The following is a 25,933-nucleotide window of genomic DNA, read 5'->3' as shown; positions in this document are numbered from 1 at the left end:
TACGAAGATAGTCGCCCGTTGCCGGGGCCCACGGTTGTGTTTATGTTGGTATGTGTTGTATTGTGTTGGAATCCAACGGAGGGTTGTGCAGATGTACGCAACGGAGCGCCACGAGCAGATCGAGCGCCTGCTGGCCGCGCAGGGCCGCGTGAGCGTCGTCGACCTCGCGGACCGCTTCGACGTCACCACCGAGACCATCCGCCGCGACCTCGACCACCTCGAATCCACGGGCGCATTGCGCCGTGTGCACGGCGGAGCCGTGGGGCCCGAGCGCGGGAGCACGCGCGAACCTTCGCTGGCCGAGCGACGGGACCACCACGGCACAGCCAAGGAGGCGATCGGCCGGCGGGCGCTGGACGCGCTCGGCCGCGACTTCACCGGATCGGTGTTCCTCGACGCCGGCACGACCACCGCCGCCGTAGCTTCGGCGCTCGTTCCTCGGCTCGCTGACGCTCCCATCGAGGTCGTCACCCACTCGCTGACTCTCGGCAACGCCCTCGCCGGCGTCCCCGGCGCCTCGCTCTCCTTCGTGGGCGGGCGGGTGCGCGGACTCACCGCCGCCGCCGTGGGCGCCGACACCGTGCAGGCCATCGCCGGGATGCGTCCGGACGTCGCATTCGTCGGCACCAATGGCGTGTCGGCCTCGTTCGGCCTCAGCACGCCGGATCCCGACGAGGCTGCGGTGAAGCGCGCGATCGTCGCATCGGCACGACGCGTGGTGGTCGTCGCCGACGCCGAGAAGCTGGGAGCGGAGCTGCTCGTGGGCTTCGCGTCGCTGTCGGATGTGGACGTGCTCGTCACGGATGCCGCGCCCGACGCCGAACTCGCGGACGCGCTCGCGGACGCCGACGTGGAGGTCTGGCTCGCATGATCGTCACGCTGACCGCCAATCCCTCGCTCGACCGCACCGTCGTGCTGCCCGCTCCGCTGCAGGTCGGCGACGTGCAGAGTGCCGACTCCGCACGGGAGGATGCCGGAGGCAAGGGCATCAACGTCGCCCGCGCGGTCGCCGCGGCGGGGGAGGACTGCCTCGCCGTCCTGCCCCTCGCTGCGGGGGACCCGTTCCAGGCGGCGCTCCACGAGGCAGCTCTCCGCACGCGGCCGGTGCCCGTCCGCGGTCATGTCCGCGCGAACCTCGCGATCACGGATCCTGCCGGGGTGACGACGAAGCTCAACCTGCCGGGAGCCGAGCTGTCGGCCGACGAGGCAACCGCCGTCGTCGACGCCGTGGTGAGCGCATCCGCGGGCGCCGGCTGGCTCGTGCTCGCCGGCTCCCTGCCTCCCGGTGTCGCCGAGGACTTCTACGTGCGGATCATTCGCGCCGTGCGCGAGGCCCACGGCACCGCGGCCCCGCTCATCGCGGTGGATGCGTCGGGTCCGGCTCTTGCGGCCGTGGTCGCTGCCGCCGGCGCCGACCTCATCAAGCCCAACGACGACGAACTCGGCGAGCTCGTCGGCACGCCGCTCGACGGCGCCGACACCGCCGCCGTGCTCGAGGTCGCGCGATCGCTGGTGCCCGCGCGCGTGGGTGCTGCCCTCATCACGCTCGGCTCTCGCGGCGCGGTGCTGGTCGGCGCCGATGGCGCCTGGCTGGCGCGGCCACCACGGATCCAGGTGCGCAGCACCGTCGGTGCGGGCGACAGCTCTCTCGCCGGCTATGTGCTCGCCGCGGCGCGGGGAGCCGACAGCGAGGAGCGGCTGCGTCTCGCCATCCGCTACGGCGCGGCCGCGGCATCCCTCCCCGGTACGCAAGCGCCGACCCCCGCCGATCTTCCGACGGGCGACGTGCCCGTCGCCCGTCTCGCCTAGAACCCACCCCACGACCGCAGGAGGTCACCGTGTCCGACACCATCACCCCAGGTCTGGTCAGCCTCGACGCGCCACTCGGCGCGACGAAGTCCGACGTCATCCGCTCCCTCGCCGCACGCGTGGTCGCCGAGGGGCGGGCGACCGACGCCCAGGCGCTCTTCGACGACGCAAGGGCCCGCGAAGAGAAGGACGAGACCGGACTTCCGGGCGGCATCGCGATCCCACACGCCAAGAGTGCGGCCGTCACCACGCCGTCGCTCGCCTTCGCCCGGCTCAGCCCGGGGGTCGACTTCGGCGCGCCCGACGGAGCGGCCGACCTGGTGTTCCTCATCGCCGCGCCGGCCGACGCCGCCGAAGCGCACCTCGCCGTGCTGTCGAAGCTGGCCCGCAGCCTCATGCAGGCCGACTTCACTGCCGGACTGCGCGCCGCCACGACCGACGACGAGGTCGTCGCGATCGTGCAGGCGGCGATCGGGGAGCGGGATGCCGCTTCTGCCCCGGCGCCGGCGGCGGAAGGTGCGGGAGCGACGGCGACGACGCCTGTCGCGCCCGCGGCGAGCACCGGCCTCGCCGTCGACGGCCGACCTGCCCGCATCGTTGCGGTCACGGCCTGCGCGACGGGGATCGCCCACACCTTCATGGCAGCGGACGCGCTCACGGCGGCCGGTAAGAAGGCCGGCGTCGACCTGATCGTCGAGCCGCAGGGATCGAGCGGCTACCAGGCACTGCCGGCGGAGGTCATCCAGGGCGCCGACGCCGTCATCTTCGCCACCGATGTCGACGTCCGCGAGCCGCAGCGCTTCGGCGGCAAACCCGTCGTGCGCTCGGGTGTCAAGCGCGGGATCGAGCAGCCCGATCAGCTCATCGCCGAGGCGGTGGCGGCGGCGAACAACCCGAACGCGAGCCGCGTCGGCGGCGAGGCCGCCGCCGCGACGGCGGTCGCGGGCGAGAAGCTCTCGTGGGGTGCCCGCATCCAGCGGATCCTTCTCACCGGGGTGAGCTACATGATCCCGTTCGTCGCCGGCGGGGGGCTGCTGATCGCCCTCGGCTTCCTGTTCTTCGGGGACGACTACTCGGCGCCGGGCAACGCGACCACGGTGATCGTCACGAACTCGCTGTGGGACCTGCCGGAAGGCGGTCTCGGCATCTATCTCGGCTCGGTCGCCTTCGCCATCGGCGCGGCATCGATGGGCTTCCTCGTCTCAGCTCTCGCGGGGTACATCTCCTTCGCGATAGCCGATCGACCGGGCATCGCTCCCGGCTTCGTCGCCGGAGCGATCGCGGTGACGATGAACGCCGGCTTCATCGGCGGCATCGTGGGCGGTCTGCTCGCGGGCGTCACCGCGTGGTGGATCGGCACGTGGCGCGTTCCGCGCTGGCTGCGCGGCCTCATGCCCGTCGCGATCATCCCGCTGCTGGCCTCCATCGTCGCGTCGGGGCTCATGGTGCTGTTCCTCGGTCGTCCGATCGCGACACTGATGGTGTGGCTGACCGACTGGCTGAACGAGCTGGCAGGGACATCGGGCATCGTCGTCGTCGGCATCGTCCTGGGCCTCATGATGTGCTTCGACCTGGGCGGGCCGGTGAACAAGGTCGCCTACGCCTTCGCCGTGGCGGGGCTGGCCACCGCCTCTCCGGACAACACCACGCCGTACCTGATCATGGCGGCGGTGATGGCCGCGGGAATGGTGCCGCCCCTCGCGATGGCCCTGGCATCCACGGTCCTCGCGCGCGACCTCTTCCCGCCCGTCGAACGGGAGAACGGCAAGGCGGCGTGGCTCTTGGGCGCGGCGTTCATCAGCGAGGGGGCGATCCCGTTCGCTGCCGCGGATCCGCTGCGGGTGATCCCGGCCTCGCTCGTCGGCGGTGCCGTGACCGGCGCCCTCAGCATGGCGTTCGCGGTGCAATCGCTCGCACCCCACGGCGGCATCTTCGTGTTCTTCGCCATCAACCCCGTGTGGGGCTTCCTGGTGGCGATCGCGGCCGGCACGATCGTCTCTGCGCTCGCCGTCATCGCACTGAAGAAGTGGGTGGGCCGCAAAGAGCTCGAGCAGGCGGAAGCGGTGGAGTCGGCCGTACCCGTGGCGGCCTGACGCCGTCGTCCGACAGAATCGGAGCAGTCGACCGTCGCGGTTCGACGCAGACAGGAGAGAACCATGGCAGAACGTCAGGCGACCATCGCCAGCAGCTCGGGGCTGCACGCCCGTCCCGCGAAGCTGTTCGTGCAGGCCGTGCAGGCCCAGTCGGTCCCGGTGACCATCGCCGTCGAAGGCGGCGCCGACCTCAATGCGGGCAGCATCCTGTCGCTGATGGGGCTGGGCGCCTCACAGGGCACCGTCGTGACGTTGAAGGCGGACGGCGACGGCGCCGAAGAGGCGCTCGACACGCTGGTCGCTCTGCTCGAGACGGACCTCGACGCGCAATAGTCCCGCGTCGCTGCGGGCGTCCCCGACTCGGGGACGCCCGCAGCGACGGCGCAGATCAGATGTCCGTGCCCTCGCCGGGCTCGAGGACCACGAGTTCGCCGCCGCCCTGCTCGGCAGCCCAGCTCAGACGCGCACGACCCATGTCGCGTCCCGCCACCGACAGCGTCATGTCATGGGTGGCGAAGACTCGCCGCGGTGCGACCGCGAGGACGAAGTCCATCGCCTCGCCGATCTTCAGCCACGGCGCGCCGACCGGCGACGCCAGCAGCTTCACCGCGCGGCCCTCCGGAACGACGTACGAGTCGCCGGGGTAATAGAAATCGCCGTTCACGAGAACGCCGACGTTGTCGACCACCGGGATGGACTCATGGATGACCGCGTGGCGCCCGCCGAAGAACTCGAGGCGGAACGGCTCCACCTCGACGACATCGCCGGGCCGTACGACGGTGATGTCGTAGTCGGCGGCCGCCGCGGCCACGCCTGGGGGCGCGAAGATCGGTGTGCCGGGGAACATGCCCAGGATGCGATCGAGGTGGTCCGCCGTCCAGTGATCGGCGTGCTCGTGCGTGAGCACGATCGCCACCACGTCCTCGAGTTCGCCGAGCGGAGCGGTGAACGATCCGGGGTCGATGACCAGCGTCCTTCCCAGGTCGACGATGGTCAGGGCCGCATGCTCGAACTTCGTGACTCGCATGCCATGAGTCAAGCGCCCGGATGTCGTGCGAGCAAGTCACGGAGGCAGGAGGCCGCGCGACCCGACGCGATTTGGAGCGGGCATATGCGACGTGGCATAATCGAACGGTTGCCTGAACGGCCCCATCGTATAGCGGCCTAGTACGCCGCCCTCTCACGGCGGTAACGCGGGTTCGAATCCCGCTGGGGTCACCAGTCAGGCAACAAGGTCGCAGCTCGGTTCTGCGACAGGCTATGCGGCCCCATCGTATAGCGGCCTAGTACGCCGCCCTCTCACGGCGGTAACGCGGGTTCGAATCCCGCTGGGGTCACCAACGGCTCGAGGCCCCCGAATCCGCCAGGATTCGGGGGCCTCGAGCCGTTTCTGCTCCACATCGGCCGAGCCCTCAGGTAGTGAACGCCACCAGCACGAGGATCACTGCCGACACGACGCCGCAGCCCACGACGAAGAGCGTCAGCATCATGAGCAGGCGCGCGTCGGGCAGATCGCCTGGCCGGTCGTCGAGAAGCGCGCGGTTGACGACTCGGTGTCGCGCCCGCGCCCGCGTCCAGAGCACGACTGCGAAGGCGACGCCGGCGATCCCCGGGACGAGCAGCAGCTGCTGCAGGGCCGGCGTGGTGGCGATCGACGGCAGCACGCGCAGCGCCAGGAGGGATCCGACGCCGATCGCGAGGGACGTGCGGCGCCATGCGAGCTCCGTCCGCTCCGGCTGCAGACCCGGGTCGAACACGCGCCGGTCGCTCATCGCAGGATCACACCGAGGAGGACCAGTGCGCCGACGACGACGATCGTGACGGCCAGCGCGATGCTCGTGGCGGAACCGGGCAGCGGTGTCGCCGCCCTCAGCGCGCGCTCGGTGCGCCCCCACTCCAACCACGCGAGGACGGGCACCACCAGACCCGCGACGATGAGGATCACGGATGCCGCGAGCCGCAGTCCCGGCTGCAGGTCGAGGCCGAGCGCCTCCAGCGCCACACCGCCGGCGACGAGGGCCAGCGCGGTGCGGTTCCACGCGAGGAAGGTCCGCTCGTTCGCCAGGCTGAACCGGGGGTCCGGCTCCGTGCCCGTCCGGTAGACCGAGGCGGGGAATCTGCTGCGCGTCACCGCTCCACAGTATCGGCGGTGCGGTATCGGCGACCGGTGGCGGCGGCAGGGTGGGGCGCCGGCCGCCGCTCAGTCCCGCGGGTCGTCGACGGTCTCGGGTGCCGCGGGCGCGGCATCCGCTCGAGCACGGCGCCGCCCGCGGACCAGGCGCACCACGCCCCACACGATGAGTGCGGCCACCGCAGCCACGGCGAGCCAGGGCAGCAGGAAGCCGATCGCGACGACGATGCCGTTGAGCGTGGCGACGAGCCCGTTCCAGCCCGCGGCCAGGCCGTCGCCGAAGCCGGCCGGATCGGCGGTCACCGTCTCCACGTCCGGAACCACCGTCACGGAGAGCGTCGACATCGCGACCTGATCGTCGAGCATCTCGAGCTGCTGCTGATACGACTCCAGCAGCGCCTGCCGTTCCGACAGAGCCGCTTCGGCCGCGATCAGGTCGGCCACGTTCTGCGCCTGGCCCATCAGCTCGGTGAGGCGATCGACGGACGCCTGCGCCGCATCTATGCGCGCCTCGAGGTCGACGGTCTGTCCGGTGACGTCCTGTCGTGACAGGTTCGTCGCCGTCACTTCTCCGACGTCGTCGAGCTCGCTCACGACGTCCGACAGCTGGTCCGCAGGTACGCGAACGGTGATCCACGCGCCATCGGTGGGGGACGGGTACGGCATCGTGTCGTAGACGACCCCGCCGTCGCTCGGGGCGACCGGGTAGACGGTGCCGTTGCTGCCGATGCTCATCGACTCCACGTAACCGCCGTGGGCCACTGCCGAGTTGCCGATCGACCGGGTGGCGGCGTCGACCTCGTCGACCGACACGGTGGCCGAGGCTGTCGTGATGATGTCGCGATCCGTCGCCGCCGCGCCGGCCGACTTGTCGCCGCCGGCGGCGTCGGGTGCCACGGTCAAGGGTGCGGACTCCGTCGTGGTCCCCGAGTCCGACGAGCCGTCCGAGACCGCTCCGGAATCGGCGGGAGCGACCGGCGCGATGGCAGTGTCGTCGCTCGCGCCGCCGGCCCCGCCGACGAGCGAGCCGACCGACGGCGCGATGACCGCGGCGACCACGATGACGGCTGCCGCGGCGCCGCCGGCGATCCACAGGCGGCCGCGCCGCGTGCGCCCGGCCGATCGGCGGACGCGCTCGTGCGCGATGTCGGCGAAGAGGGCGTCCTCGATCTCGTCGATGCGCTCGGCGCTGAGTTCGGGGAGGGGCGCCGAGCTTTCGGGCACCGGGGGCTGCGTGTTCATGTGCTCTCCTTCACGACGGTCCGCAGACGGGTGCGGATGCGGGAGAGACGATTGCGGACGACGCCGTGCGCGACCCCGAGCTCGTCGGCGGCGGCCTGATAGGCGTACCCCTCCGTGGCGCACAGCCGGAAGATCGCGCGATCGAGCTCGCCGAGACCGGCGACTTCCTGCAGGATCGCGTCGGCGAGCCGTTCGTCGATGACCTGCTGCTCGACGTCGACCGTCGAGGGCACGTCCTCGTCGGCGGCCGCCGCGGTGTGCAGTCGGTCGCGTCGCTGCCGACGCACGCGGTTGGCCGACTGGAAGCGGCAGATCGTCGCCAGCCAGGGCAGCAGCGAGTCTCCGGCAAGCTCCAGCCCGGGGAGCTTGCGCCAGGCGACGAGGAATGTCTCCTGGGTGACCTCCTCGGCATCCGCCGGGTTGCCGACCAGCCCATGCGCCAGCCAGTAGACCGGCCGGACGTACGCGCGGTACAGCACGCGGAACGCGTGCTCGCTCCCGCCCGCAGCGAGCACCACGAGCTCGGCGTCGCCGGTGGCGCCGCGTGGCAGGTCGTCGTCGGGCATCCCCATCCTCCGAATCATCTCTCACCGTGGGAGTGTCCGCACTGCCCGGATCGTCTCGCGGACGGCGGGCGCGGCATCCCGGCCCTGTATCCTGTTGCGAGCGAGAGGGAGTATCCCGACACGCGCATCCGTCATCACGGGTCCCGATAGAGCGACCCCGGGTGCGCGCCGCAGGCCGACAGGTCGCGGGGGAGAGACTTTCGGCCACGACCGACCCCTCGTTCGCCCCTTTCGAAAGGCCCTGCATTGGACCTCCAACTCCCGCTGTGGTTCGAAATCGGATCCCTCGTGATCCTGACCCTCATCCTGCTGGGTGATCTGCTGCTCATCCTGAAGCGGCCGCACATCCCCTCCACCCGAGAGTCGACCCTGTGGGTCGTCTTCTACGTGACTCTCGCGCTGATCTTCGCCGGGCTGATGTGGGTGTTCGCCGGGCCGGAGTACGCCGGCCAGTTCGTGGCCGGCTGGCTCACGGAGTACAGCCTGTCGATCGACAACCTGTTCGTCTTCGTGCTGATCATGAGTCAGTTCGCGGTGCCGCGCCGCTACCAGCAGGAGGTGCTGATGGTGGGCATCATCATCGCGCTGGTGCTGCGCGGGCTGTTCATCCTCGCCGGTGCGGCGATCATCGAGCAGTTCAGCTGGGTGTTCTACATCTTCGGAGCGTTCCTGGTGTGGACCGCCTGGCGCCAGGCCTTCCCCGGCGGCGATCACGACGACGAGGTGAAGCAGGAGAACTTCGTCGTCCGACTGCTGCGTCGCGGCATCGACATCAGCGACCACTACGACGGCGCCAAGCTGCGCACCGTCGTGGGCGGCAAGAAGATGTGGACGCCCATGATCATCGTGTTCGCGGCGATCGGCGTCACCGACCTGCTGTTCGCGATCGACTCGATCCCCGCCATCTTCGGCATCACCACCAGCCCGTTCATCGTCTTCACGGCGAACATCTTCGCGCTCATGGGTCTGCGCCAGCTCTACTTCCTGCTGGGGGACCTCCTCGACCGCCTGCGCTACCTGCACTACGGGATCGCGTTCATCCTCGCGTTCATCGGTCTCAAGCTCGTCTTCCACGCGATGCACGTGAACGAGCTGCCCTTCATCAACAACGGCGAGCACATCGAGTGGGCTCCGGAGATCTCGACCTGGATGTCGCTCGGCGTCATCGTCCTGTCGATGACCGTGGCCACCATCGCGAGCCTGATCGCCTCCTCGCGTGAGAAGAAGGCGGGAACTGCGGATGCCGCAGCCGCCGTCGTCGCCGACGAGAAGGGCACTCCGCCGACGGTCGAGCAGCCGCGCGACGACGTCCGCTGAGCACCGCCGGGGGTCGCGCACGACGGCGCATGGAGTCGCGCGCGACCGGTCGGCGTCCGCACGAGTGGTAATCTGGCCCCGTGCGGATCGCTCGCCTTCTCCTTAGCGGCCGCGACGAGTCCTAGTTTCCAGGCCTCTCTCGTCGCGGAGTTCGTCGCGGGCCCCACCCCATGCGGGCACAGTCCCCAGAGGAGAACGACAAGCAATGAGCATCACCGACGCGTCCGGCATTCCCGATCGCCCGCGGACCCTCGCCGAGAAGGTGTGGGATGACCACGTCGTGGTCCGCGGCGAGAACGGCCAGCCCGACCTGATCTACATCGATCTGCACCTGGTTCACGAGGTGACGAGCCCGCAGGCCTTCGACGGCCTCCGCGCGGAGGGCCGGCCGGTGCGCCGGCTGGATCTGACGATCGCGACGGAGGACCACAACACGCCGACGCTCGACATCGACAAGCCGATCGCCGATCTCACCAGCCGCACCCAGATCGAGACGCTGCGGCGCAACGCCGCCGAGTTCGGGGTGCGCCTGCACTCGCTCGGCGACAAGGAGCAGGGCATCGTCCACGTGGTCGGCCCGCAGCTGGGGCTCACCATGCCCGGCATCACCGTCGTGTGCGGCGACAGCCACACGTCCACGCACGGCGCCTTCGGCGCGATGGCGTTCGGCATCGGCACCAGCGAGGTCGAGCACGTCCTCGCGACGCAGACCCTGCCGCTGAAGCCGTTCAAGACGATGGCCATCACGGTCGAGGGCGAGCTGAAGCCCGGCGTCACCGCGAAGGACATCATCCTCGCCGTCATCGCCAAGATCGGCACCAACGGCGGCCAGGGCTATGTGCTCGAGTTCCGCGGCAGCGCCATCCGCGCACTGTCGATGGAGGGGCGCATGACGATGTGCAACATGTCCATCGAGGCCGGCGCCCGTGCCGGCATGGTGGCGCCCGACGAGACGACGTTCGCCTACCTCGAGGGCCGCCCCCACGCGCCCAAGGGCCAGGACTGGGAGGACGCCGTCGCCTACTGGCGGACGCTGCCCAGCGACGAGGGCGCGGTGTACGACGCCGAGGTCTTCCTCGACGCGAACGAGCTCGAGCCCTTTGTCACGTGGGGCACCAACCCGGGCCAGGGTGTGTCGCTCAGCGACACCGTGCCCTCGCCCGACGACTTCGCCGACCCGAACGACCGTGCCGCCGCGGAGCGCGCGCTCGAGTACATGGACCTCATTCCGGGCACCCCGCTCAAGGAGGTGCCCGTCGACGCCGTGTTCATGGGCTCGTGCACCAACAGCCGCATCGAGGACCTCCGCGCGTTCGCGTCCGTCATCGAGGGTCATCGCAAGGCCGACGGCGTGCGCGTGATGGTGGTGCCCGGCTCTGCGCGCGTCCGCCTCGAGGCGGAGGCCGAGGGGCTCGACAAGATCTTCCAGGAGTTCGGCGCCGAGTGGCGTTTCGCCGGCTGCTCGATGTGCCTGGGCATGAACCCGGACCAGCTGGCACCGGGGGAGCGCTGCGCATCCACGAGCAACCGCAACTTCGAGGGCAGGCAGGGCAAGGGCGGGCGCACGCACCTGGTGTCGCCGCTGGTCGCCGCGGCGACCGCCGTCATGGGGCGTCTCGCCAGCCCGAGTGACCTTCCTGCGCCCGTCGCAGCCGCTGCCCAGGGTTCGGAGGCCTGACATGGACGCGTTCACCACGCACACCGGCATCGTCGCCCCGCTGAAGCGGTCCGCCGTCGACACGGATCAGATCATCCCCGCCGTGTATCTCAAGCGGGTCACCAAGACCGGCTTCGAGGACGCCCTCTTCGCGAACTGGCGCCAGGATCCGGAGTTCGTGCTGAATCAGCCCGCCTATGCCGGTGCCAGCATCCTGATCGCCGGACCGGACTTCGGCACCGGCTCGAGCCGCGAGCATGCCGTGTGGGCTCTGCGGGACTTCGGGTTCAAGGTCGTGCTCAGCTCGCGGTTCGCCGACATCTTCCGCGGCAACGCGGGCAAGCAGGGCCTCGTCGCCGGCGTGATCTCCGAGGCCGACCTCGAGGCGGCCTGGGCGGCCGTCGAGGCGAACCCCGGCATCGCCATGACGGTCGATCTCGCGGCACGCACCGCGACGATCGGCGACCCCGCGGGCAGTCCTTCGGAGCGCCTGGAATTCGCTTTCGAGATCGATGATTACACTAGGTGGCGGCTTCTCGAAGGGCTCGATGACATCGGGCTCACGCTGCGTGACCAGGACAAGATCGCGCAGTTCGAGGCTCGCCGAGAGGCGTGGCGGCCGCGGACGCTTCCCGTTCCGTAAGCCGGGCCGGGCGCCCACAACCCGGGCGCCCGCCCCTCCAAGCCCCCTCGTACCACCAAGTGAGGACCACCGGATGAAGCCGCTTCTGAACGTCGCCGCCGGCGAGAGCACCGCCGCCGAAACGCGAGAACCGGAAGCGGCGGGAGAAGTCCTGGCCATCAGGGGCGGACGGCCTCTGACCGGTCGCGTCGAGGTCAAGGGTGCGAAGAACCTCGTCACCAAGGCGATGGTCGCCGCCCTCCTGGGCGAGACCGTGAGCACCCTGCGCGATGTTCCCGACATCAGCGACGTGCACGTGGTTCGCTCCCTCCTCGAAGTGCACGGCGTCCGTGTCGATGAGGGAGAGGAAGAGGGCACCTTCCACTTCGACCCGAGCGGTGCCGTATCGGCCCACTTCGAAGAGATCGACGCGCACGCCGGCGCCTCGCGCATCCCGATCCTGTTCTGCGGTCCGCTGCTGCACCTGCTGGGTGAGGCGCTCATCCCCGATCTCGGCGGCTGCCGCATCGGCGACCGGCCGATCAACTTCCACATGGACGCGCTGCGCGCGTTCGGTGCCGTGGTGGACAAGAGCTACGAGGGCATCAGGATCACCGCCCCGAACGGCCTCCACGGGGCGAACATCGAGCTCCCGTACCCGAGCGTCGGCGCGACCGAGCAGGTGCTGCTGACCGCCGTCAAGGCGAAGGGCACCACGGAGCTCCGCAACGCCGCCATCGAGCCCGAGATCATGGACCTGATCGCGGTGCTGCAGAAGATGGGCGCGATCATCTCCTACGAGCCCAACCGTGTCATCCTCATCGAGGGCGTCGACACGCTGCAGGGTTACGACCACCGGGCGATCTTCGACCGCAACGAGGCCGCCTCATGGGCGTGCGCGGCTCTCGCCACCGACGGCGACATCTTCGTCGGCGGTGCGCGGCAGCAGGAGATGCTGACCTTCCTCAACGTCTTCCGCAAGGCGGGCGGCTGGTTCGACGTCCGCGAGGACGGCATCCAGTTCCGTCGTGGCGGCGCGCTCAAGCCCGTCGTCGTCGAGACCGACGTGCATCCCGGCTTCATGACCGACTGGCAGCAGCCCTTGATCGTGGCGCTCACGCAGGCCGAGGGCACCTCCACGGTCCACGAGACGGTGTACGAGAACCGGCTGGGCTTCACCGAGGCGCTCAACCAGATGGGCGCCGACATCGTCGTGCACCCCCGTGGTCTCGACACTGCGGGACGCCGCGTTCCCCGCCGGGCTCTCGAGCAGGCAGCCGTGATCAACGGGCCGACCGCCCTGCACGGTGCCGACGTGGTCGTGCCCGATCTGCGCGGCGGGTACAGCTACGTGATCGCGGCACTGGCGGCCGAGGGCGAGTCCATCGTGCGCAACGTGGGCATCATCCGTCGCGGCTACGAGAAGTTCCTCGCCAAGCTCGACATGCTGGGCGCCGACTTCGACGTCATCGGATAGTCCGGTGGCGACCGAACGTCGGCGCGCGTCCGCCGAGAAGACGCGCCCGAGCGTCTTCTGGCCGCTCGCGGCCATCGTCGTGCCCCTGCTGAGCCTGCTGTTCAAGCTCGAGATCGAGGGCAGGGACAAGCTGCCGCGTGAGGGTGCGTACGTCCTCGCACCGAACCACCTGAGCGAGATCGATCCCCTCGTGGTCGCACTCGCGGTGTGGCGCACCGGCCGGGCGCCGCGGTTCATGGCGAAGGAGAGCCTGTTCCGGGTTCCTGTCCTGGGATGGGCGCTGAGGGCGACGGGCATGGTCCCGGTCGCTCGCGCCGCGTCCGCAGCCTCGGCCCGCGCGACGCTCGAGGCCTCCGAGACGCTCGTCCGGCACGGCCGTGGCGTGATCGTCTACCCGGAGGGATCGCTCACGCGCGAGCCCGACCTGTGGCCGATGCGCGGCAAGACCGGCGCGGTCCGTCTCGCGCTGGCCGGCGGCATCCCGGTCATCCCGATGGCGCAGTGGGGCGCCCAGCAGGTGCTGCCGCGGTACGGCAAGCTCAAGCTGTGGCCGTTGCGGCGTCGGGTGCGGGTCGTCATCGGCGATCCGGTGGACCTGACGGCCTACGCCGGACGGGCGTCGTCCCAGTCCGCGCTGGTCGAGGCGACCGACCTCGTGATGGCCGACATCGCCGGGCTGCTCTCGCAGCTGCGCGGCGAGCCGGCCCCGCCGCAGCGTTGGAACCCGGCCGATCACGGCCAGAAGGAGACGGGGCGCCTTGAGCCGTAGGCAGGACGCCGCCCGCCCGCGCGTCGCGGTCGTCGGAGCAGGCAGCTGGGGCACGACGTTCGGCAAGATCCTCGCCGACGGCGGTGCGCATGTGACCATGTGGGCGCGCCGCCCCGAGCTCGCGAGCGAGATCCAGGAGGGCAAGCGCAACAGCGAGTACCTCCCGGGCATCAACCTGCCCCGCGACATGCACGCCTCGCACCATCTCTCGGAGGCACTCGAGGGGGCCGAGCAGATCTACCTGTCGATCCCCAGTCAGGCCGTACGGCAGAACCTCAAGGCCGTGCGACCGCTGATCGCAGAGAGCGATGCGCCGATCGTGTCGCTGATGAAGGGGGTCGAGCGGCGGACCGGACTGCGCATGAGTCAGGTGATCGAGCAGGAGCTGCACTGCGACCCCGCCCGCATCGCGGTCGCGTCGGGTCCGAACCTCGCGCTCGAGATCGCCCGCGAGCAGCCGACGGCGGCCGTCATCTCGTCGACGAGCCAGGAGACGGCCGAGGCGGTGGCGCGCCGCGCGCGCAACCAGTACTTCCGCACGTTCGTCAACACCGACGTCATCGGCACCGAATTCGGCGGCGTGCTCAAGAACCTCATCGCCGTGGCCATCGGCATCGTCGACGGTGTGGGCTACGGCGAGAACACCAAGGCGTCGATCATCACGCGCGGTCTCGTCGAGATGACGGACTTCGCCGTCGCCTTCGGCGCCCACCACGAGACGTTGCAGGGCCTCGCAGGCCTCGGCGACCTCATCGCGACGTGCCAGTCACCCCTCAGCCGCAACAACACCGCCGGGCGCCTGCTCGGTCAGGGGTATCGCTTCGACGATGTGGTCAAGCAGATGAACCAGACCGCCGAGGGACTCGCTTCCGTGGCGCCGATCCTGCAGCTGGCACGCGAGGTGGGTGTGCAGATGCCCATCGTCGAGCAGGTCAAGATGGTCCTCGACGGCACCATGAACCCGCGCGACATCGCGCCGCATCTCACGACAGACGACGACACCCCCCAGGGCGAGAGGACGACGAATGGACAAGCCGGCGGTGGCGGTGCTCTTTGGCGGTCGATCCAGCGAGCACTCGATCAGTTCCGCAACGGCGGGCGGGGTGCTCCGGGCGATCGACCGTGACAGCTATCACGTGATCCCCATCGGGATCACCCGCGAGGGCGTCTTCGTCCTCGAGGAGGACGATCCCGACAAGTTCGCGCTCGACGCCGAGCGGCTTCCCGAGGTCGTCGACAACGGCACACGCGTCGTGTGGCCCGAAGGGGGCGCCGACCGGACACTGCGGGTGCGGCGGCCCGACGGCTCGGTGGACGAGCTCGGCCGTCTCGACGTGGTCCTCCCGATCCTCCACGGCCTGCACGGCGAGGACGGCACGGTGCAGGGCTTCTTCGACACCCTCGGGATCCCGTACGCCGGCGGGGGTGTGCTCGACTCCGCGCTGTGCATGGACAAGCACTTCATGAAGATCGTCCTCGCCGCGGCCGGCGTCCCGGTGTCGCCGTCGGTCACGGTCACCCGTGGGCGTTGGGAGAGCGACCCGGAAGGCGTGCGAGCGGATGCCGCGACCCTCGGTGAGCCGACGTTCGTGAAGCCCGCGCGCGCCGGGTCGAGCGTCGGCGTGTCGAAGGTGCACGATGCGTCCGAGCTCGATGACGCCCTCGCCCTCGCGTTCGCGGAGGACGACAAGGTGCTCATCGAGTCGGCGATCGTGGGCCGTGAGGTCGAGGTGGCGATCCTGGAGGGACGCGGCGGCGGGGCGCCGAGGGCATCGCTGCCCGGCGAGATCCTGCTCACTACCCGCGAGTTCTACGACTTCGAGGGCAAGTACCTCGGCGGCGACGGCGCCGAGGTGGTCTGCCCCGCTGACCTCACGGACGATGAAATCGCGGCGATCCAGGAGCTCGGCATCCGCGCGTTCCAGGCGGTGGACGGCAAGGGGCTCGCGCGCGTGGACTTCTTCCTCGCCGCGGACGGCCTCTACGTCAACGAGCTGAACACGATGCCGGGATTCACGCCGATCTCGATGTTCCCGAAGTGCTGGATCGCGTCCGGGGTCTCCTACCCCGAGCTCATCACCGAACTCATCGACACGGCGCTCGAACGTGCGACGGCGGCGACGGTCGGGGCGAACGCGCGCTGAGGATCGGGCCGCCGGGGCGGCAGACGCGGAGGATCAGGGCGCAGGCGTCGCGTCGACCCGGTCGAGGCATTCCCCGTCGACCGGCAGCACGCTGACGATCGGCGAGAGGGCGTCGAGGACGTCGCGACTCGACGCGCCGTTCCCGTCCTCGTCGGCCGTGGTGTCGAGGTAGATCTCGACGGCGGGGGTGCGGCCGAACGTGGTGATGCGGAACCGCGGTGCGTCGGAGTCGTCGATGATCCAGTCGACGCCCGCGACGCTCTCGCAGCGGAGAGTCGTCGGCCCGGGGGGCTCGACGCCGCACGTCAGCAGCACCTTGGCGGGATCCCCCCACGCGCCCGTCGCCTGCGCGTCGGTCCAGCGGCGCGGCTGTCCGCTGACGGTGCCGGGCAGGTTCGACGTGATCTCGGCGCACAGCGGGTCGTTCGCGGACTCCGCAGGATCGAGATCGACGGTCGACGTGCATCCCGTCAGCCCGACCACGGCGACGACGGCCAGCCAGAACGCGGCCAGGGAGGGGAGAACACGCACCGTCCCAGGCTAACCCGGCGCGGCGGGTCGTCCCGCCGTCCCCTCGTCGGGCGGTCCGGCCGTCGACGGTAGCGTGGTGGGGTGGATGACGAGCGCGGGGATCCGACGGTGGGCGAGCTCAGCGAGGGACGCGTCCTGCGCAGCATCCTCGAGCGGCTCGGCGAGTCGAACGCCCTTGTCGGCCCGGGTGATGACGCGGCGGTGATCGCGGCGGCCGACGGCCGCGTGGTCGCGACCATCGACACGCTCGTTCACGGACCCGACTTCCGCCTGGCATGGTCGAGCGCGTACGACCTCGGCTACAAGGCCGCCGCCGTCAACCTCGCCGACGTCGCCGCGATGGGTGCGACCCCCACCGCGCTGCTCGTGGCGCTCGCCATGCCGGACGAGACCCGGCTGTCGTTCGTCACCGGGATCGCGGACGGCCTCCGGGCGGCGTGTCGCGATCTGGCGCCCGGGTGCCGCGTCGAGGGCGGAGATCTCACCGTCTCGGACACGCTCACGATCGCCGTGACCGCGCTCGGTGCCCTGGCCGGCCGTACGCCCGTGCTGCGCTCCGGTGCACGGGTCGGCGACGTCGTGGCGGTCGCGGGCGACCTGGGGCGCGCGACGCGCGGCCTGCGGACGCTGTTCACGCGCTTCACGGATGCTGCGGGCGCGCCGATTCCCGTCGACGAGCGGCTGCTCCAACCGGACGAGCGGGCCGACCTCGCCGCGCAGCTGCGCCCTTCGCCCCCGGTCTGGCTCGGTCCGGACGCCGCGGACGCCGGTGCCACCGCGATGATGGACGTGTCGGACGGGCTGGTGCTGGACGCGTCGCGGCTGGCCGCGGCATCCGGAGTCACCCTCGCACTGGAATCGGCGCTGCTGGGCGCCGATCCCGCGTCCGCCCTCGCCGGCGGCGAGGACCACGCGCTGCTCGCCACCTTCCCCGCCCGACGTCCGCTTCCGGAAGGCTTCGCGCGCGTGGGTGTGGTGCGGGCGCGCGGCGCAGAGGGGGTGCTGGTCGACGGGCGGCCGTACGAAGGCCGCGGCGGCTGGGACCCCTATCTCGACTGGGACGCGCGCACGGGCTGAGTCACGGATGCGGCTTCCCGTTCTCGTGCTGCCGCACGAGGCCTCCCCATCCGGGGGCGACGCGCCGACGTTCTGACTCGAGCGGCGGTCGAGCGGCCGGCTCCGGATCACCCGCGGCGTGCGGTGCGACCGCTCCGAGGTGAGGGGGCGCCGGCGTCTCAGCCCCCGGCAGCCGCCCACCACAGCGCGGTGTCGCCGTAGCGCTTCGAGCGGCCGGCGAGGAGCCCGTCGGGCAGTGTCGGCTCGGGTGAGCGCGCCGCGCGCTCGATGACGACATCCGCCGCGGGCGACAGCACGGGCACGAGCAGCGCGAGCGTCGACGAGAGCTCGGCCTCGCTCACGTCGTACGGAGGGTCCAGGAACACCAGGTCGTACGGGCCCCGCCCCGTGCGCAGGAACGCGTCGGCCGAGCTGCGGTGCACCGTGACCGTCGGTCCGGAGCCCACGGCCATCGCCACGCGAGCCGCGTTGCGCTGTGCGACCGTCGCCGCCCGCGGCGACTTCTCGACGAGATCCGCGGATGCCGCGCCGCGGCTGAGAGCTTCGAGTCCGAGTGCGCCCGAGCCGGCGTAGAGGTCCAGCACGGCCGCCCCGCGCAGCGCATCGGCCGACTCCAGCGCGCCGAACAGCGATTCCCGCACCCGGTCGCTGGTCGGCCGCGTGCCGGCATCCGGCACGTCGAGCACGAGGGAGCCGGCGCGGCCCGCGATGATGCGCGTCATGCTCTCACGATATCGCCGGCGTCCGCCGCCGGTGGGCCTCGTCCGCACCCCGGGGTAGCGGGACCGGAGCCCGAAACTCCAAGACCGGTGCCCGGGGTCCAAGGGCCCAGCGCGGGCGCGCGAACGTGCGTCCGCGGCGGCTCCTAGACTCGTCTCATGGCGTCCTTCACCCTCGATTCGAGCCTCGGCGGAGCGGTCGGCGGGAAGACGGCGGCGGCGCTCGAGCGGGCGTTCGGCATGACCACGGTCGGCGACCTGCTGACGCATTACCCCCGCCGCTACGCGCGTCGCGGCGAGCTGACGCAGATCTCGTCCCTCCCGGTCGGCGAGCCGGTGACGATCGTCGCCGAGGTCCGGCGCGTGAACGAACGGCGGATGAAGAACCGCAGCGGGTCGCTGCTGGAGGTGGTGATCAGCGACGGCAACGGCGAGCTGTCGTTGACGTTCTTCAACCAGGCCTGGCGGGTCAAGGACCTCAAGCCGGGCCGGCGCGGAATCTTCGCGGGCAAGGTGGGGGAGTACCGCGGCACCAAGCAGCTCGCCCATCCGGACTACGAGCTGTTCGACGACGAGGCGCAGGCACGGCTGACCGCCGAGGCGAACGTGAACCTGCCCATTCCCATCTATCCGGCGACGAGCACGGTCGCCAGCTGGCAGTTGCAGAAGATCGTGGATCTCGTCCTCGATGGGCTCGGCGAGGTGCCCGAGCCGCTCACCGACGACCTCCGCACGCGGCACGGCCTGCTCGACGCGCGAACGGCGATCGAGCGCATCCACCGGCCGAAGGCCCTGGAGGAGATCGAACCGGCGCGTGCGACGCTGCGCATGCAGGAGGCATTCGTCCTCCAGGTGGCGCTGCTGCAGCAGCGCCAGTTCGTCCGGGCGCTCTCGGCCATCCGCCGGCCTCCCGGAGAACTGCTGGAGCGATTCGACGCCGCGCTGCCCTTTCCTCGCACGCCCGATCAGATCCGCGTCGGCGACGATGTGGCGCGAGATCTCGAGGGCGACTGGCCGATGAACCGTCTGGTGCAGGGCGAGGTGGGCTCGGGCAAGACGCTCGTGGCGCTGCGTGCCATGCTCCAGGTCGCCCAATCCGGCGGACAGTCGGCTCTCATCGCGCCGACGGAGGTCCTCGCCGGGCAGCATGTGCGCTCCATCGCACGGATGCTGGGACCGCAGCTCGCGCCCGAGCTCATGCCCACGCTGCTCACGGGACAGCTTCCCGCGGCGGAACGGCGCAAGGCGGCACTCCGCGCGGCGTCCGGTCAGGCCCGCATCGTCGTCGGCACCCACGCCCTCCTCAGCGAGAGCACGACCTTCGCCGACCTGGGGCTGGTCGTCGTCGACGAGCAGCATCGTTTCGGAGTGGAGCAGCGCGAGTCGCTGCGTGCCAAGGGCTCGTCTCCGCACGCACTGGTGCTGACCGCCACGCCGATCCCACGCACCGTGGCGATGACGGTCTTCGGCGACCTCGACGTGTCGACCATCCGCACCATGCCCGCCGGGCGCGCGGGCATCGAGACCTTCGTCGCCCCGCTCGCCGAGCACCCGGGGTGGTTCGGCCGCGTGTGGGAGCGCATCGCCGAGGAGGTCGGCCAGGGGCGTCAGGCGTTCGTCGTCTGCGCCGCCATCGACGCCGAGGCGCTCACGAAGGACGACACCGCGGATGAGCCTCCCGGCGACACCGGCGGCGAGACACCCCGCACCCGGTGGGGTGTCGTCCAGGTCGCTGACCTGCTGTCGAGGCATGCGTCGTTCTCCGACATCCGCGTCCAGATCCTGCACGGCAAGATGCCGTCGGACGAGAAGGATGCCGTGATGCAGGCGTTCGCTCGCGGTGACATCGACGTGCTGGTGGCGACGACCGTCGTCGAGGTCGGGGTGGACGTGCCGAACGCGTCGACGATGGCCATCCTCGAGGCCGACCGTTTCGGAGTATCGCAGCTGCATCAGCTGCGCGGGCGCGTCGGGCGAGGCGGGGTTCCCGGACTGTGCCTGCTGGTCACCGAGGCGCCCCGTGGCACCCCCGCCCGCGAGCGCGTCGAAGCCGTCGCCGCGACGCTCGACGGCTTCGCGCTCGCCGAGGTCGACCTGGAGCTGCGCGGCGAGGGCGACGTCCTCGGTGACGCGCAGTCCGGTGCGCGCTCGTCGCTGCGTCTGCTGCGGGTTGTGAAGGACGCCGACATCATCTCGGAGGCGCGCGTCGCCGCCGAGCAGGTCCTCGGCGACGACCCGGCGCTCCTGCGTCACCCGGGTCTCGCGGCAGCCCTCGAACGCAACGTCGGGATGGCGGAGCGCGCCGCGCTGGCGAAGAACTGACGCGCGGCGGGTCGTCCCGACGACGCCCAGTAGGCTGGTCGGCATGAGCAGCCGGATCGCCGTCGTCCCGGGATCGTTCGATCCGCCGACCCTCGGTCATCTCGACGTGATCCGCCGTGCCGCGTCGCTGTACGACCAGCTCCACGTGCTCGTCGTGCACAACCCCGGAAAAGAGGCGCTGCTGCCGATCGCGCAGCGTCAGGCGCTGTTGGAGCAGTCGATCGCCGAGAGTGATGTCGAAGGCGATGTCGTCGTGGCTTCGTGGAGCATGGGCCTTCTCGTCGACTACGCGACGGATGTCGGCGCCGGCGTCCTCGTGAAGGGCATCCGCTCCCAGATCGACGTCGCGTACGAAACGCCCATGGCGATCGTGAACCGTCACCTGGCCCATGTCGAGACGGTCTTCCTGCTGCCCGATCCCGCGCACGCACTGGTCTCCAGCTCGCTGGTGCGCCAGGTCGCGGCTCTCGGCGGCGACGTCTCGCCGTACGTGCCCTCGGCGGTGGCGCGGTTCCTCGACACCGGCGCGCGGGGCATCTGACCTCGAAGCATCCGGCCGCGGCATCCGATCACCGGCGCTTCTCGCCGTCGGGTATCCGGCCACGGGGCGTCCGACCAGGAACCGCGGCTAGGCTGGACTCGTGGTCAGAAAGCATGTGACGGGTCCGTTCGTCCTCCCGATCCGCGACATCATCCACCGCTCCGGCGAGATGCGCGAGCACACCATCGACGTCCCCGCTCCCGCCAAATGGGGCGAGGGTCTGGTGGCCGTCGCCGAAGGTGAGCCCGTGGTCGTCGAGGTGCGTCTCGAGTCCGTGCACGAGGGCATCCTCGTCTCCGGAGAGATCGACACCGAGTACACCGGCATCTGCAGCCGATGCCTCATCGACATCGCCGAGGGGCTCCAAGTCGAGTTTCAGGAGCTTTTCGCGTATCCTGGGGAGGAAGAAGCTGACTTCGAGGTTCAAGACGACCACGTGGATCTTGAAACTCTGGTCAGGGAAGCCGTCGTCCTGGCGCTTCCGTTTCAGCCGGTGTGCCAGCCGGATTGCCCCGGCCTCGATCCGGTCACGGGCGAGCGACTGGCCGATAACGCCGGATCGCAGCCACGCGAGCCCCTCGATCCACGATGGGCCGCGCTCCAGGACTTCACCACGAACCACGACGACGAAGCACCGCGCCCCCGCGGCTGATTCCGGCGCCGAGAACACAGAAGAGAGCAAGCCATGGCAGGTAACCCCCCGAAGCGGAAGGTCTCCCGCTCCAACACTCGTTCGCGTCGCGCGCAGTGGAAGGCGGCGCCCATCACGCTGACCACCACCATCGAGAACGGCAAGAAGGTCTACAGCCGTCCCCACCAGGCGAAGGTCGTCACCGACTCGCAGGGCACTGAGCTGTTCCTCGAGTACAAGGGCCGCAAGGTCGCCGACGTCTGATCGTCGTGCACTTGACGTGACAGACGTCGCTGCCGAGCGGACCGCTCACGCAGACCTCACGCAGAAGCTCGGAGTCGTCATCGACCCCGAGCTTCTGTCGCTGGCGCTCACGCACCGCTCGTGGGCGTACGAGCACGGACAAGTGCCGAACAACGAGCGTCTCGAGTTCCTCGGCGACTCGGTGCTGGGGCTGGCCGTGACGGTGCGCCTGTTCACCGCGCATCCCGATCTGGACGAGGGCGCCCTCGCGAAGCGTCGCGCCGGCGTGGTCTCGACCGTCGCTCTCGCCGAGATCGCGCGCGGCATCGGGCTGGGGGAGTACCTCCTGCTGGGTCGCGGAGAGATCCTGACCGGCGGTCGCGACAAGGACTCCATCCTGGCCGACACGATGGAGGCCATCTTCGGCGCCGCCTACCTGTCGGCGGGCGCGGATGCCGCCACCGGTCTGGTGCTGCGGCTCGTCGAGCCGCTGCTCGCGGACCCCGAGCGCTACGGCGCGGCGATGGATCCGAAGACCGCGCTGCAAGAGCTCGCCGCGCACAGCGGTCTGCAGCCTCCGCTGTATGCCGTGACCTCGACGGGACCCGACCACGACCGGCGCTTCACCGCTGCCGTCACGGTCGGCGACCTCACCGCCGAGGGTGCCGGAACGAGCAAGAAGCACGCAGAGATGGCCGCCGCGCTCACGGCGTGGCGAGACCTCAGCGGGCGTGCCTGAGCTTCCCGAGGTCGAGGTCGTTCGCGCCGGCCTCGCGCCTGCGGTCAGCGGCGCGCTGGTGCTGGGCGTCACCGTCCTCGATGAGCGGGCGCTGACCAGGCACTCCGGCGACGGGACCGACTTCGAGGCGCGGCTCACAGGACGCGTGGTGCTCGCCGCCGCCCGACGTGGCAAGTTCCTGTGGTTGCCGCTGGAGCCCGTCGCCGGGCGACCGCTCTCGACCGATGCGGTCGTCGGTCATCTCGGCATGAGCGGTCAGATGCTCCTGCGGGTGCCGGGCGCGCCGGCCGAGCGGCATGAGCGGGTGCGGATCGACCTGGCCCACCCGGTGCACGGAGAACTTGCCGTCGTCTTCGCGGATCAGCGCACCTTCGGGTCGCTGGCGATCGACGAGCTGATCCCCACGCCGGACGGCGCCGCCGGAGGAGCGGGGTGGGCCGCGGCATCCGTTCCGTCGCAGGTGGCGCACATCGCGCGCGACCCGCTCGATCCGGCATTCTCCGATACGGCTTTCCGACGGATGCTGCAGCGCAAGGACTCCGCGATCAAGCGGGTGCTGCTCGACCAGACGGTGATCAGCGGCGTCGGCAACATCTATGCCGACGAGTCGCTGTGGTCATCTCGCATCCATCCGGAGACGCCGGCGCGCGCGCTGTCCAACCGCGCGGTCGACCGTCTCCTCGGAGAGGTGCGCCAGGTGCTCGACAAGGCGCTGGCCGAGGGCGGCACGAGCTTCGACGCGCAGTACGTCAATGTGAACGGTCAGGCCGGCTACTTCGCGCACTCCTTGAATGCGTACGGCCGCACCGGGGAACCGTGCCCCCGATGCGGCCGTCCGATCGTGCGCGTGTCGTTCACGAATCGCTCGAGCCACTTCTGCCCGCACTGCCAGCGGATGCCGCGCCCGCGCCCGACGACCCCCTGAGCCCGGAGCGCGCAGCGGCTGCCGGCCGGATCACGACGTGAGAACCTTCTTCCACGCACCGGCGTACGATGCCGGCACGAACCCGATCGTCTCGTTGATGTCGAGCATGTGGCGGTTCTCCTCGGCATTGAACGTGGAGACCCGCGGCGATCCGGGGGCGATCTCTCGCCACCGCAGCAGGTTGGCGCACTTCACGATCGTGCCGAGGCGACGGCCGCGGTGCTCCTTCACGACGAGCGTGCCGAACTGCTGAGTCGCCCCGGCACGGTCCTCACCGATTGCCAGCTCGTTGTACGCGGCGATCCGCCCGGTGGGCACGTGCAGCACGGCGGCCACGGAGACGGTGAGCCCCTGCGCCTTCAACCGGGCGTCGCGACGCTTGACGCGCGCGGCATCCCAGTGCTGCTCCTCGACGACGAGACCTCCCGCGGGTGCGTCCGTCGACATGCGCGAGATGACGTGTGCGAACCCGTCGACGTGTTCGGGGGGCGTCGGCGACGTCCACTGGAGTGAGCGGTAGTCCTCGCCCGCGAACTCCTCCGCCTCGGCGAGCATGCGCTCGACGACGGCGAAGTCGCCGGTGAGATCGAACACGCTGTTGCGCTCGACCTGCTCCAGGGTGAAGCCGCTCGCGAGCTGGAATCGGGTCTGCGCATCGTCCGCTGGAATCGAGCCCCACCCGGTGGACGGCTCAACGCGCGCGCCCGTGGACTGCGGTCGATGCAGCGTCCAGGTCTGGATCGTGCCGAGGCCGCGGTCGCGGGCCTCGCGCTCGACCTCGGCGAGGAGGAGCTCCTCGAGGCCCTGCCCGCGATGAGGCGGATCGACCATGAGGTCGAACTCGACGCTGCTCGTCTCCGGCTCGTTCGCGATGACGATCTTCACAGCGCCCAGAACCTCGTCGCCGCGTATGGCTGCGAAGCCGAGCTGGGTCCAGTCCTGCTGGTCCTGCCAGAGCCCGAGTACTTCGGCGGGCTCCTCACGGAGGTAGTCGTGACCCGCGTCCTCGAGGCAGACCGCGTTGGCGATCCGCACCATCTCGAGGAAGATCCCGGCGTCCGGCGCGTCCGCTGTCTCGGGGATGGGGATGCGCTCGACCGTCACGATGCGGGTATCGGTGAGGTCAGTCATCGAGCACCTTCTTCCACGCGCCCACGTACGCGATCGGCGCGAAGCCGATGGCTTCGTTGATGTCCAGCATGGGTCGGTTCTCCTCTGCGTTGTAGGTGATGACGCGCGCGGAAGCGGGCGCCACGTCGCGCCAGGACAGCAGCCCGGCGCATTTCACGAGCGTGCCGAGCTTGTGCCCGCGATGCTCCTTGAGGACGAGGGTGTCCTCCTGGTGGGACGGCTCACCGCGATCCTTTCCGATCACCAGCTCGTTGAAGGCGCACAGCTCGCCGGTCCCGATGTGCTGCGCCGCCGTGACCTGGATGGTGCGTCCTGCGGAGGTGTATCTCGCGTCGTGCTCTGCGATGCGGGCCGTGTCCCACGTCTCCTCTGCGAAGTCCAGGGCGGCAGAGGGTGCATCGGTCGACATCCGCGACTTCATCCAGGCGTACCCCGGCGCATATTCCTCCGGCGTCGGCGCGAACCACTGCACGACGCGATAGGCCGGCGACGCCGCCTGTGCCTCCGCCAGCAGTCGCTCGACGCCGGCGAACGAGCCGGTGAGATCGAAGGCACTGTTGCGCTCCACCTGCTCGAGCGTGTAGCCCTGTCGCAGGTAGAACCGCGCGATGTGGTCACGAGGGATCTCGCCGAAACCGGTGGGCGGTGCCAGTTGGGGACCCGGCGCGGCCGGGTGCTCGGCCCACGACTGCAGCACGCTGCGGCCGAACTCGCGAGCGGTGCGCTCGACGAGGTCATAGGCGGCCGAGCCGATCCCGCGACCCCACGTGTCGCGCAGCAGCTCGATCAGCCAGAATGCCTCCTTCGACCCGTCCTCCTGAGGCATGTCGACGCCGACCCGGCCGATGATGGCCCCGTCGTCGACGACGACCCACGACCGGCGGGTCTGGTACTCGGTGGGGCGGTAATGGGGGAGCAGCTCGTCGGCCGCGATGCGGTGGTCGTCATGACCGGAGATCTCGCGGTAGATGATGTTGCGTACCCGGACCATCTCGCGGAAGTCGGCGGCGTCCGGAGTGTCGATCGAGTCGGGTATGACGAGGGGCCGGAACTCCAGCCCCGTGATGGTGGTCATGTCAGTGCGTCCTTGGTCTCGGAAGGAATGAGTGGTGGGGGTCCGCCGCCCGACGGGGGCGGCGGACCCGAGGGCCATCACGGCCGTGGCGCGAGGCTGGCCTCGCGGAGGTAGGCGAGCTCACGCTGCGCGGTCGCCTCCTGGTGTCGGTACGCGTGGGCGTGCCGAGTGC

27 protein-coding genes and 2 tRNA genes are annotated in these 25,933 nt (G+C 70.4%); 20 read left to right on the top strand and 9 right to left on the bottom strand.

Annotated features, from left to right (window positions below; genetic code table 11):
• Window positions 1-91: 91 nt before the first annotated feature.
• The 4 genes from ACI3KY_RS01845 (at window position 92) to ACI3KY_RS01830 (ending at window position 4,235) form a co-directional block, all read left to right on the top strand.
• Window positions 92-871: a DeoR/GlpR family DNA-binding transcription regulator gene (locus tag ACI3KY_RS01845; RefSeq protein ID WP_404928501.1), complete on the top strand. Its 780-nt coding sequence runs from the start codon at window positions 92-94 to the stop codon at window positions 869-871.
• Window positions 868-1,809: a 1-phosphofructokinase gene (gene pfkB / locus ACI3KY_RS01840; protein WP_404928500.1), complete on the top strand. Its 942-nt coding sequence runs from the start codon at window positions 868-870 to the stop codon at window positions 1,807-1,809. Before ACI3KY_RS01845 ends, pfkB begins: the two co-directional genes overlap by 4 nt.
• Before the next feature lie 29 nt (window positions 1,810-1,838).
• Complete coding sequence (locus ACI3KY_RS01835; protein ID WP_404928499.1) at window positions 1,839-3,902, top strand: fructose-specific PTS transporter subunit EIIC; 2,064 nt, start codon at window positions 1,839-1,841, stop codon at window positions 3,900-3,902.
• 63 nt (window positions 3,903-3,965) lie between these two features.
• Complete coding sequence (locus ACI3KY_RS01830; protein ID WP_404928498.1) at window positions 3,966-4,235, top strand: HPr family phosphocarrier protein; 270 nt, start codon at window positions 3,966-3,968, stop codon at window positions 4,233-4,235.
• A gap of 55 nt (window positions 4,236-4,290) precedes the next feature.
• Here ACI3KY_RS01830 and ACI3KY_RS01825 read toward each other — a convergent pair whose 3' ends face one another.
• Complete coding sequence (locus ACI3KY_RS01825) at window positions 4,291-4,929, bottom strand: MBL fold metallo-hydrolase (protein ID WP_404928497.1); 639 nt, start codon at window positions 4,927-4,929, stop codon at window positions 4,291-4,293.
• Window positions 4,930-5,047: 118 nt separating this feature from the next.
• Here ACI3KY_RS01825 and ACI3KY_RS01820 point away from each other — a divergent pair.
• Both ACI3KY_RS01820 and ACI3KY_RS01815 read left to right on the top strand, forming a co-directional pair.
• Window positions 5,048-5,123 (top strand) — tRNA-Glu (locus ACI3KY_RS01820).
• Window positions 5,124-5,166: 43 nt separating this feature from the next.
• A tRNA-Glu gene (locus ACI3KY_RS01815) sits at window positions 5,167-5,242 on the top strand.
• Between the two features lie 72 nt (window positions 5,243-5,314).
• Here the strand turns inward: ACI3KY_RS01815 and ACI3KY_RS01810 are convergent.
• The 4 genes from ACI3KY_RS01810 to ACI3KY_RS01795 form a co-directional block, all read right to left on the bottom strand.
• Window positions 5,315-5,674, bottom strand: coding sequence for a DUF202 domain-containing protein (locus ACI3KY_RS01810; protein WP_404928496.1), 360 nt, complete (start codon window positions 5,672-5,674; stop codon window positions 5,315-5,317).
• A complete protein-coding gene (locus ACI3KY_RS01805) occupies window positions 5,671-6,033 on the bottom strand; it encodes a YidH family protein (RefSeq protein WP_404928495.1) in 363 nt (120 codons plus the stop codon). The genes ACI3KY_RS01810 and ACI3KY_RS01805 overlap by 4 nt, the downstream gene beginning before the upstream one ends.
• Before the next feature lie 69 nt (window positions 6,034-6,102).
• Window positions 6,103-7,275 (bottom strand): DUF4349 domain-containing protein, encoded by a 1,173-nt coding sequence (locus ACI3KY_RS01800; protein ID WP_404928494.1) that lies wholly within the window; start codon window positions 7,273-7,275, stop codon window positions 6,103-6,105.
• Window positions 7,272-7,841 carry an RNA polymerase sigma factor gene (locus ACI3KY_RS01795; RefSeq protein ID WP_404928493.1) on the bottom strand — a complete coding sequence of 190 codons (570 nt, stop codon included), beginning with the start codon at window positions 7,839-7,841 and terminating at the stop codon, window positions 7,272-7,274. Before ACI3KY_RS01795 ends, ACI3KY_RS01800 begins: the two co-directional genes overlap by 4 nt.
• Window positions 7,842-8,087: 246 nt before the next feature.
• Between ACI3KY_RS01795 and ACI3KY_RS01790 the strand changes: the two genes are divergently transcribed.
• The 7 genes from ACI3KY_RS01790 (at window position 8,088) to ACI3KY_RS01760 (ending at window position 15,827) form a co-directional block, all read left to right on the top strand.
• A complete protein-coding gene (locus tag ACI3KY_RS01790; protein ID WP_404928492.1) occupies window positions 8,088-9,158 on the top strand; it encodes a TerC family protein in 1,071 nt (356 codons plus the stop codon).
• A 205-nt stretch (window positions 9,159-9,363) separates the two neighbouring features.
• A complete protein-coding gene (gene leuC / locus ACI3KY_RS01785; RefSeq protein ID WP_404928491.1) occupies window positions 9,364-10,836 on the top strand; it encodes a 3-isopropylmalate dehydratase large subunit in 1,473 nt (490 codons plus the stop codon).
• A gap of 1 nt (window position 10,837) precedes the next feature.
• Entirely contained in the window at window positions 10,838-11,458 is a 621-nt protein-coding gene (leuD, locus tag ACI3KY_RS01780; protein WP_404928490.1) for a 3-isopropylmalate dehydratase small subunit, read from the top strand.
• 73 nt (window positions 11,459-11,531) lie between these two features.
• Window positions 11,532-12,914: a UDP-N-acetylglucosamine 1-carboxyvinyltransferase gene (gene murA, locus ACI3KY_RS01775; protein WP_404928489.1), complete on the top strand. Its 1,383-nt coding sequence runs from the start codon at window positions 11,532-11,534 to the stop codon at window positions 12,912-12,914.
• Between the two features lie 4 nt (window positions 12,915-12,918).
• On the top strand, window positions 12,919-13,683 hold the full coding sequence (locus tag ACI3KY_RS01770; RefSeq protein ID WP_404928488.1) for a lysophospholipid acyltransferase family protein: 765 nt from the start codon (window positions 12,919-12,921) through the stop codon (window positions 13,681-13,683).
• A complete protein-coding gene (locus ACI3KY_RS01765; RefSeq protein ID WP_404928487.1) occupies window positions 13,673-14,809 on the top strand; it encodes an NAD(P)H-dependent glycerol-3-phosphate dehydrogenase in 1,137 nt (378 codons plus the stop codon). The genes ACI3KY_RS01770 and ACI3KY_RS01765 overlap by 11 nt, the downstream gene beginning before the upstream one ends.
• Window positions 14,709-15,827: a D-alanine--D-alanine ligase family protein gene (locus tag ACI3KY_RS01760; RefSeq protein ID WP_404928486.1), complete on the top strand. Its 1,119-nt coding sequence runs from the start codon at window positions 14,709-14,711 to the stop codon at window positions 15,825-15,827. Before ACI3KY_RS01765 ends, ACI3KY_RS01760 begins: the two co-directional genes overlap by 101 nt.
• A gap of 33 nt (window positions 15,828-15,860) precedes the next feature.
• Here ACI3KY_RS01760 and ACI3KY_RS01755 read toward each other — a convergent pair whose 3' ends face one another.
• On the bottom strand, window positions 15,861-16,358 hold the full coding sequence (locus ACI3KY_RS01755) for a DUF3515 family protein (protein WP_404928485.1): 498 nt from the start codon (window positions 16,356-16,358) through the stop codon (window positions 15,861-15,863).
• Window positions 16,359-16,439: 81 nt separating this feature from the next.
• Between ACI3KY_RS01755 and thiL the strand changes: the two genes are divergently transcribed.
• On the top strand, window positions 16,440-17,435 hold the full coding sequence (gene thiL / locus ACI3KY_RS01750; protein ID WP_404928484.1) for a thiamine-phosphate kinase: 996 nt from the start codon (window positions 16,440-16,442) through the stop codon (window positions 17,433-17,435).
• 158 nt (window positions 17,436-17,593) lie between these two features.
• Here the strand turns inward: thiL and rsmD are convergent, their stop codons facing one another.
• The gene (gene rsmD / locus ACI3KY_RS01745) at window positions 17,594-18,157 is read right to left on the bottom strand and encodes a 16S rRNA (guanine(966)-N(2))-methyltransferase RsmD (RefSeq protein WP_404928483.1); all 564 of its coding nucleotides are present in this window, start codon (window positions 18,155-18,157) and stop codon (window positions 17,594-17,596) included.
• Between the two features lie 156 nt (window positions 18,158-18,313).
• Here rsmD and ACI3KY_RS01740 point away from each other — a divergent pair, with 156 nt between their 5' ends.
• The 6 genes from ACI3KY_RS01740 (at window position 18,314) to mutM (ending at window position 23,555) form a co-directional block, all read left to right on the top strand.
• Window positions 18,314-20,476 (top strand): ATP-dependent DNA helicase RecG, encoded by a 2,163-nt coding sequence (locus ACI3KY_RS01740; protein ID WP_404928482.1) that lies wholly within the window; start codon window positions 18,314-18,316, stop codon window positions 20,474-20,476.
• Between the two features lie 43 nt (window positions 20,477-20,519).
• Window positions 20,520-21,017, top strand: a complete 498-nt coding sequence (gene coaD / locus ACI3KY_RS01735) for a pantetheine-phosphate adenylyltransferase (RefSeq protein WP_194415181.1) — start codon at window positions 20,520-20,522, stop codon at window positions 21,015-21,017.
• A gap of 115 nt (window positions 21,018-21,132) precedes the next feature.
• Window positions 21,133-21,669, top strand: a complete 537-nt coding sequence (locus tag ACI3KY_RS01730; RefSeq protein ID WP_404928481.1) for a YceD family protein — start codon at window positions 21,133-21,135, stop codon at window positions 21,667-21,669.
• 33 nt (window positions 21,670-21,702) lie between these two features.
• Window positions 21,703-21,912: a 50S ribosomal protein L32 gene (gene rpmF / locus ACI3KY_RS01725; protein ID WP_163617368.1), complete on the top strand. Its 210-nt coding sequence runs from the start codon at window positions 21,703-21,705 to the stop codon at window positions 21,910-21,912.
• A 16-nt stretch (window positions 21,913-21,928) separates the two neighbouring features.
• The gene (gene rnc / locus ACI3KY_RS01720) at window positions 21,929-22,630 is read left to right on the top strand and encodes a ribonuclease III (protein WP_404928480.1); all 702 of its coding nucleotides are present in this window, start codon (window positions 21,929-21,931) and stop codon (window positions 22,628-22,630) included.
• Window positions 22,623-23,555: a bifunctional DNA-formamidopyrimidine glycosylase/DNA-(apurinic or apyrimidinic site) lyase gene (mutM, locus tag ACI3KY_RS01715; protein ID WP_404928479.1), complete on the top strand. Its 933-nt coding sequence runs from the start codon at window positions 22,623-22,625 to the stop codon at window positions 23,553-23,555. The genes rnc and mutM overlap by 8 nt, the downstream gene beginning before the upstream one ends.
• A 30-nt stretch (window positions 23,556-23,585) precedes the next feature.
• Here the strand turns inward: mutM and ACI3KY_RS01710 are convergent, their stop codons facing one another.
• Complete coding sequence (locus ACI3KY_RS01710) at window positions 23,586-24,686, bottom strand: GNAT family N-acetyltransferase (protein WP_404928478.1); 1,101 nt, start codon at window positions 24,684-24,686, stop codon at window positions 23,586-23,588.
• Complete coding sequence (locus ACI3KY_RS01705) at window positions 24,679-25,761, bottom strand: GNAT family N-acetyltransferase (protein WP_404928477.1); 1,083 nt, start codon at window positions 25,759-25,761, stop codon at window positions 24,679-24,681. Before ACI3KY_RS01705 ends, ACI3KY_RS01710 begins: the two co-directional genes overlap by 8 nt.
• Between the last annotated feature and the right edge of the window lie 172 nt (window positions 25,762-25,933).

This window comes from Microbacterium sp. ZW T2_14, from assembly GCF_044987405.1.
Lineage (GTDB): Bacteria > Actinomycetota > Actinomycetes > Actinomycetales > Microbacteriaceae > Microbacterium.
Note: the sequence above shows the minus strand (reverse complement) of the source record. Positions and strands in the feature narration are given on the sequence as shown.

Excerpts from the sequence above, each read along its gene's own strand:
- ACI3KY_RS01845 (WP_404928501.1), top strand. The coding sequence starts at position 92 with ATGTACGCAACGGAGCGCCACGAGCAGATCGAGCGCCTGCTGGCCGCG.
- pfkB (WP_404928500.1), top strand. The coding sequence starts at position 868 with ATGATCGTCACGCTGACCGCCAATCCCTCGCTCGACCGCACCGTCGTG.
- ACI3KY_RS01830 (WP_404928498.1), top strand. The coding sequence starts at position 3,966 with ATGGCAGAACGTCAGGCGACCATCGCCAGCAGCTCGGGGCTGCACGCC.
- ACI3KY_RS01825 (WP_404928497.1), bottom strand. The coding sequence starts at position 4,929 with ATGCGAGTCACGAAGTTCGAGCATGCGGCCCTGACCATCGTCGACCTG.
- ACI3KY_RS01810 (WP_404928496.1), bottom strand. The coding sequence starts at position 5,674 with ATGAGCGACCGGCGCGTGTTCGACCCGGGTCTGCAGCCGGAGCGGACG.
- ACI3KY_RS01800 (WP_404928494.1), bottom strand. The coding sequence starts at position 7,275 with ATGAACACGCAGCCCCCGGTGCCCGAAAGCTCGGCGCCCCTCCCCGAA.
- ACI3KY_RS01795 (WP_404928493.1), bottom strand. The coding sequence starts at position 7,841 with ATGCCCGACGACGACCTGCCACGCGGCGCCACCGGCGACGCCGAGCTC.
- leuC (WP_404928491.1), top strand. The coding sequence starts at position 9,364 with ATGAGCATCACCGACGCGTCCGGCATTCCCGATCGCCCGCGGACCCTC.
- leuD (WP_404928490.1), top strand. The coding sequence starts at position 10,838 with ATGGACGCGTTCACCACGCACACCGGCATCGTCGCCCCGCTGAAGCGG.
- murA (WP_404928489.1), top strand. The coding sequence starts at position 11,532 with ATGAAGCCGCTTCTGAACGTCGCCGCCGGCGAGAGCACCGCCGCCGAA.
- ACI3KY_RS01760 (WP_404928486.1), top strand. The coding sequence starts at position 14,709 with ATGGACAAGCCGGCGGTGGCGGTGCTCTTTGGCGGTCGATCCAGCGAG.
- rsmD (WP_404928483.1), bottom strand. The coding sequence starts at position 18,157 with ATGACGCGCATCATCGCGGGCCGCGCCGGCTCCCTCGTGCTCGACGTG.
- ACI3KY_RS01740 (WP_404928482.1), top strand. The coding sequence starts at position 18,314 with ATGGCGTCCTTCACCCTCGATTCGAGCCTCGGCGGAGCGGTCGGCGGG.
- coaD (WP_194415181.1), top strand. The coding sequence starts at position 20,520 with ATGAGCAGCCGGATCGCCGTCGTCCCGGGATCGTTCGATCCGCCGACC.
- rpmF (WP_163617368.1), top strand. The coding sequence starts at position 21,703 with ATGGCAGGTAACCCCCCGAAGCGGAAGGTCTCCCGCTCCAACACTCGT.
- ACI3KY_RS01710 (WP_404928478.1), bottom strand. The coding sequence starts at position 24,686 with ATGACTGACCTCACCGATACCCGCATCGTGACGGTCGAGCGCATCCCC.
- ACI3KY_RS01705 (WP_404928477.1), bottom strand. The coding sequence starts at position 25,761 with ATGACCACCATCACGGGGCTGGAGTTCCGGCCCCTCGTCATACCCGAC.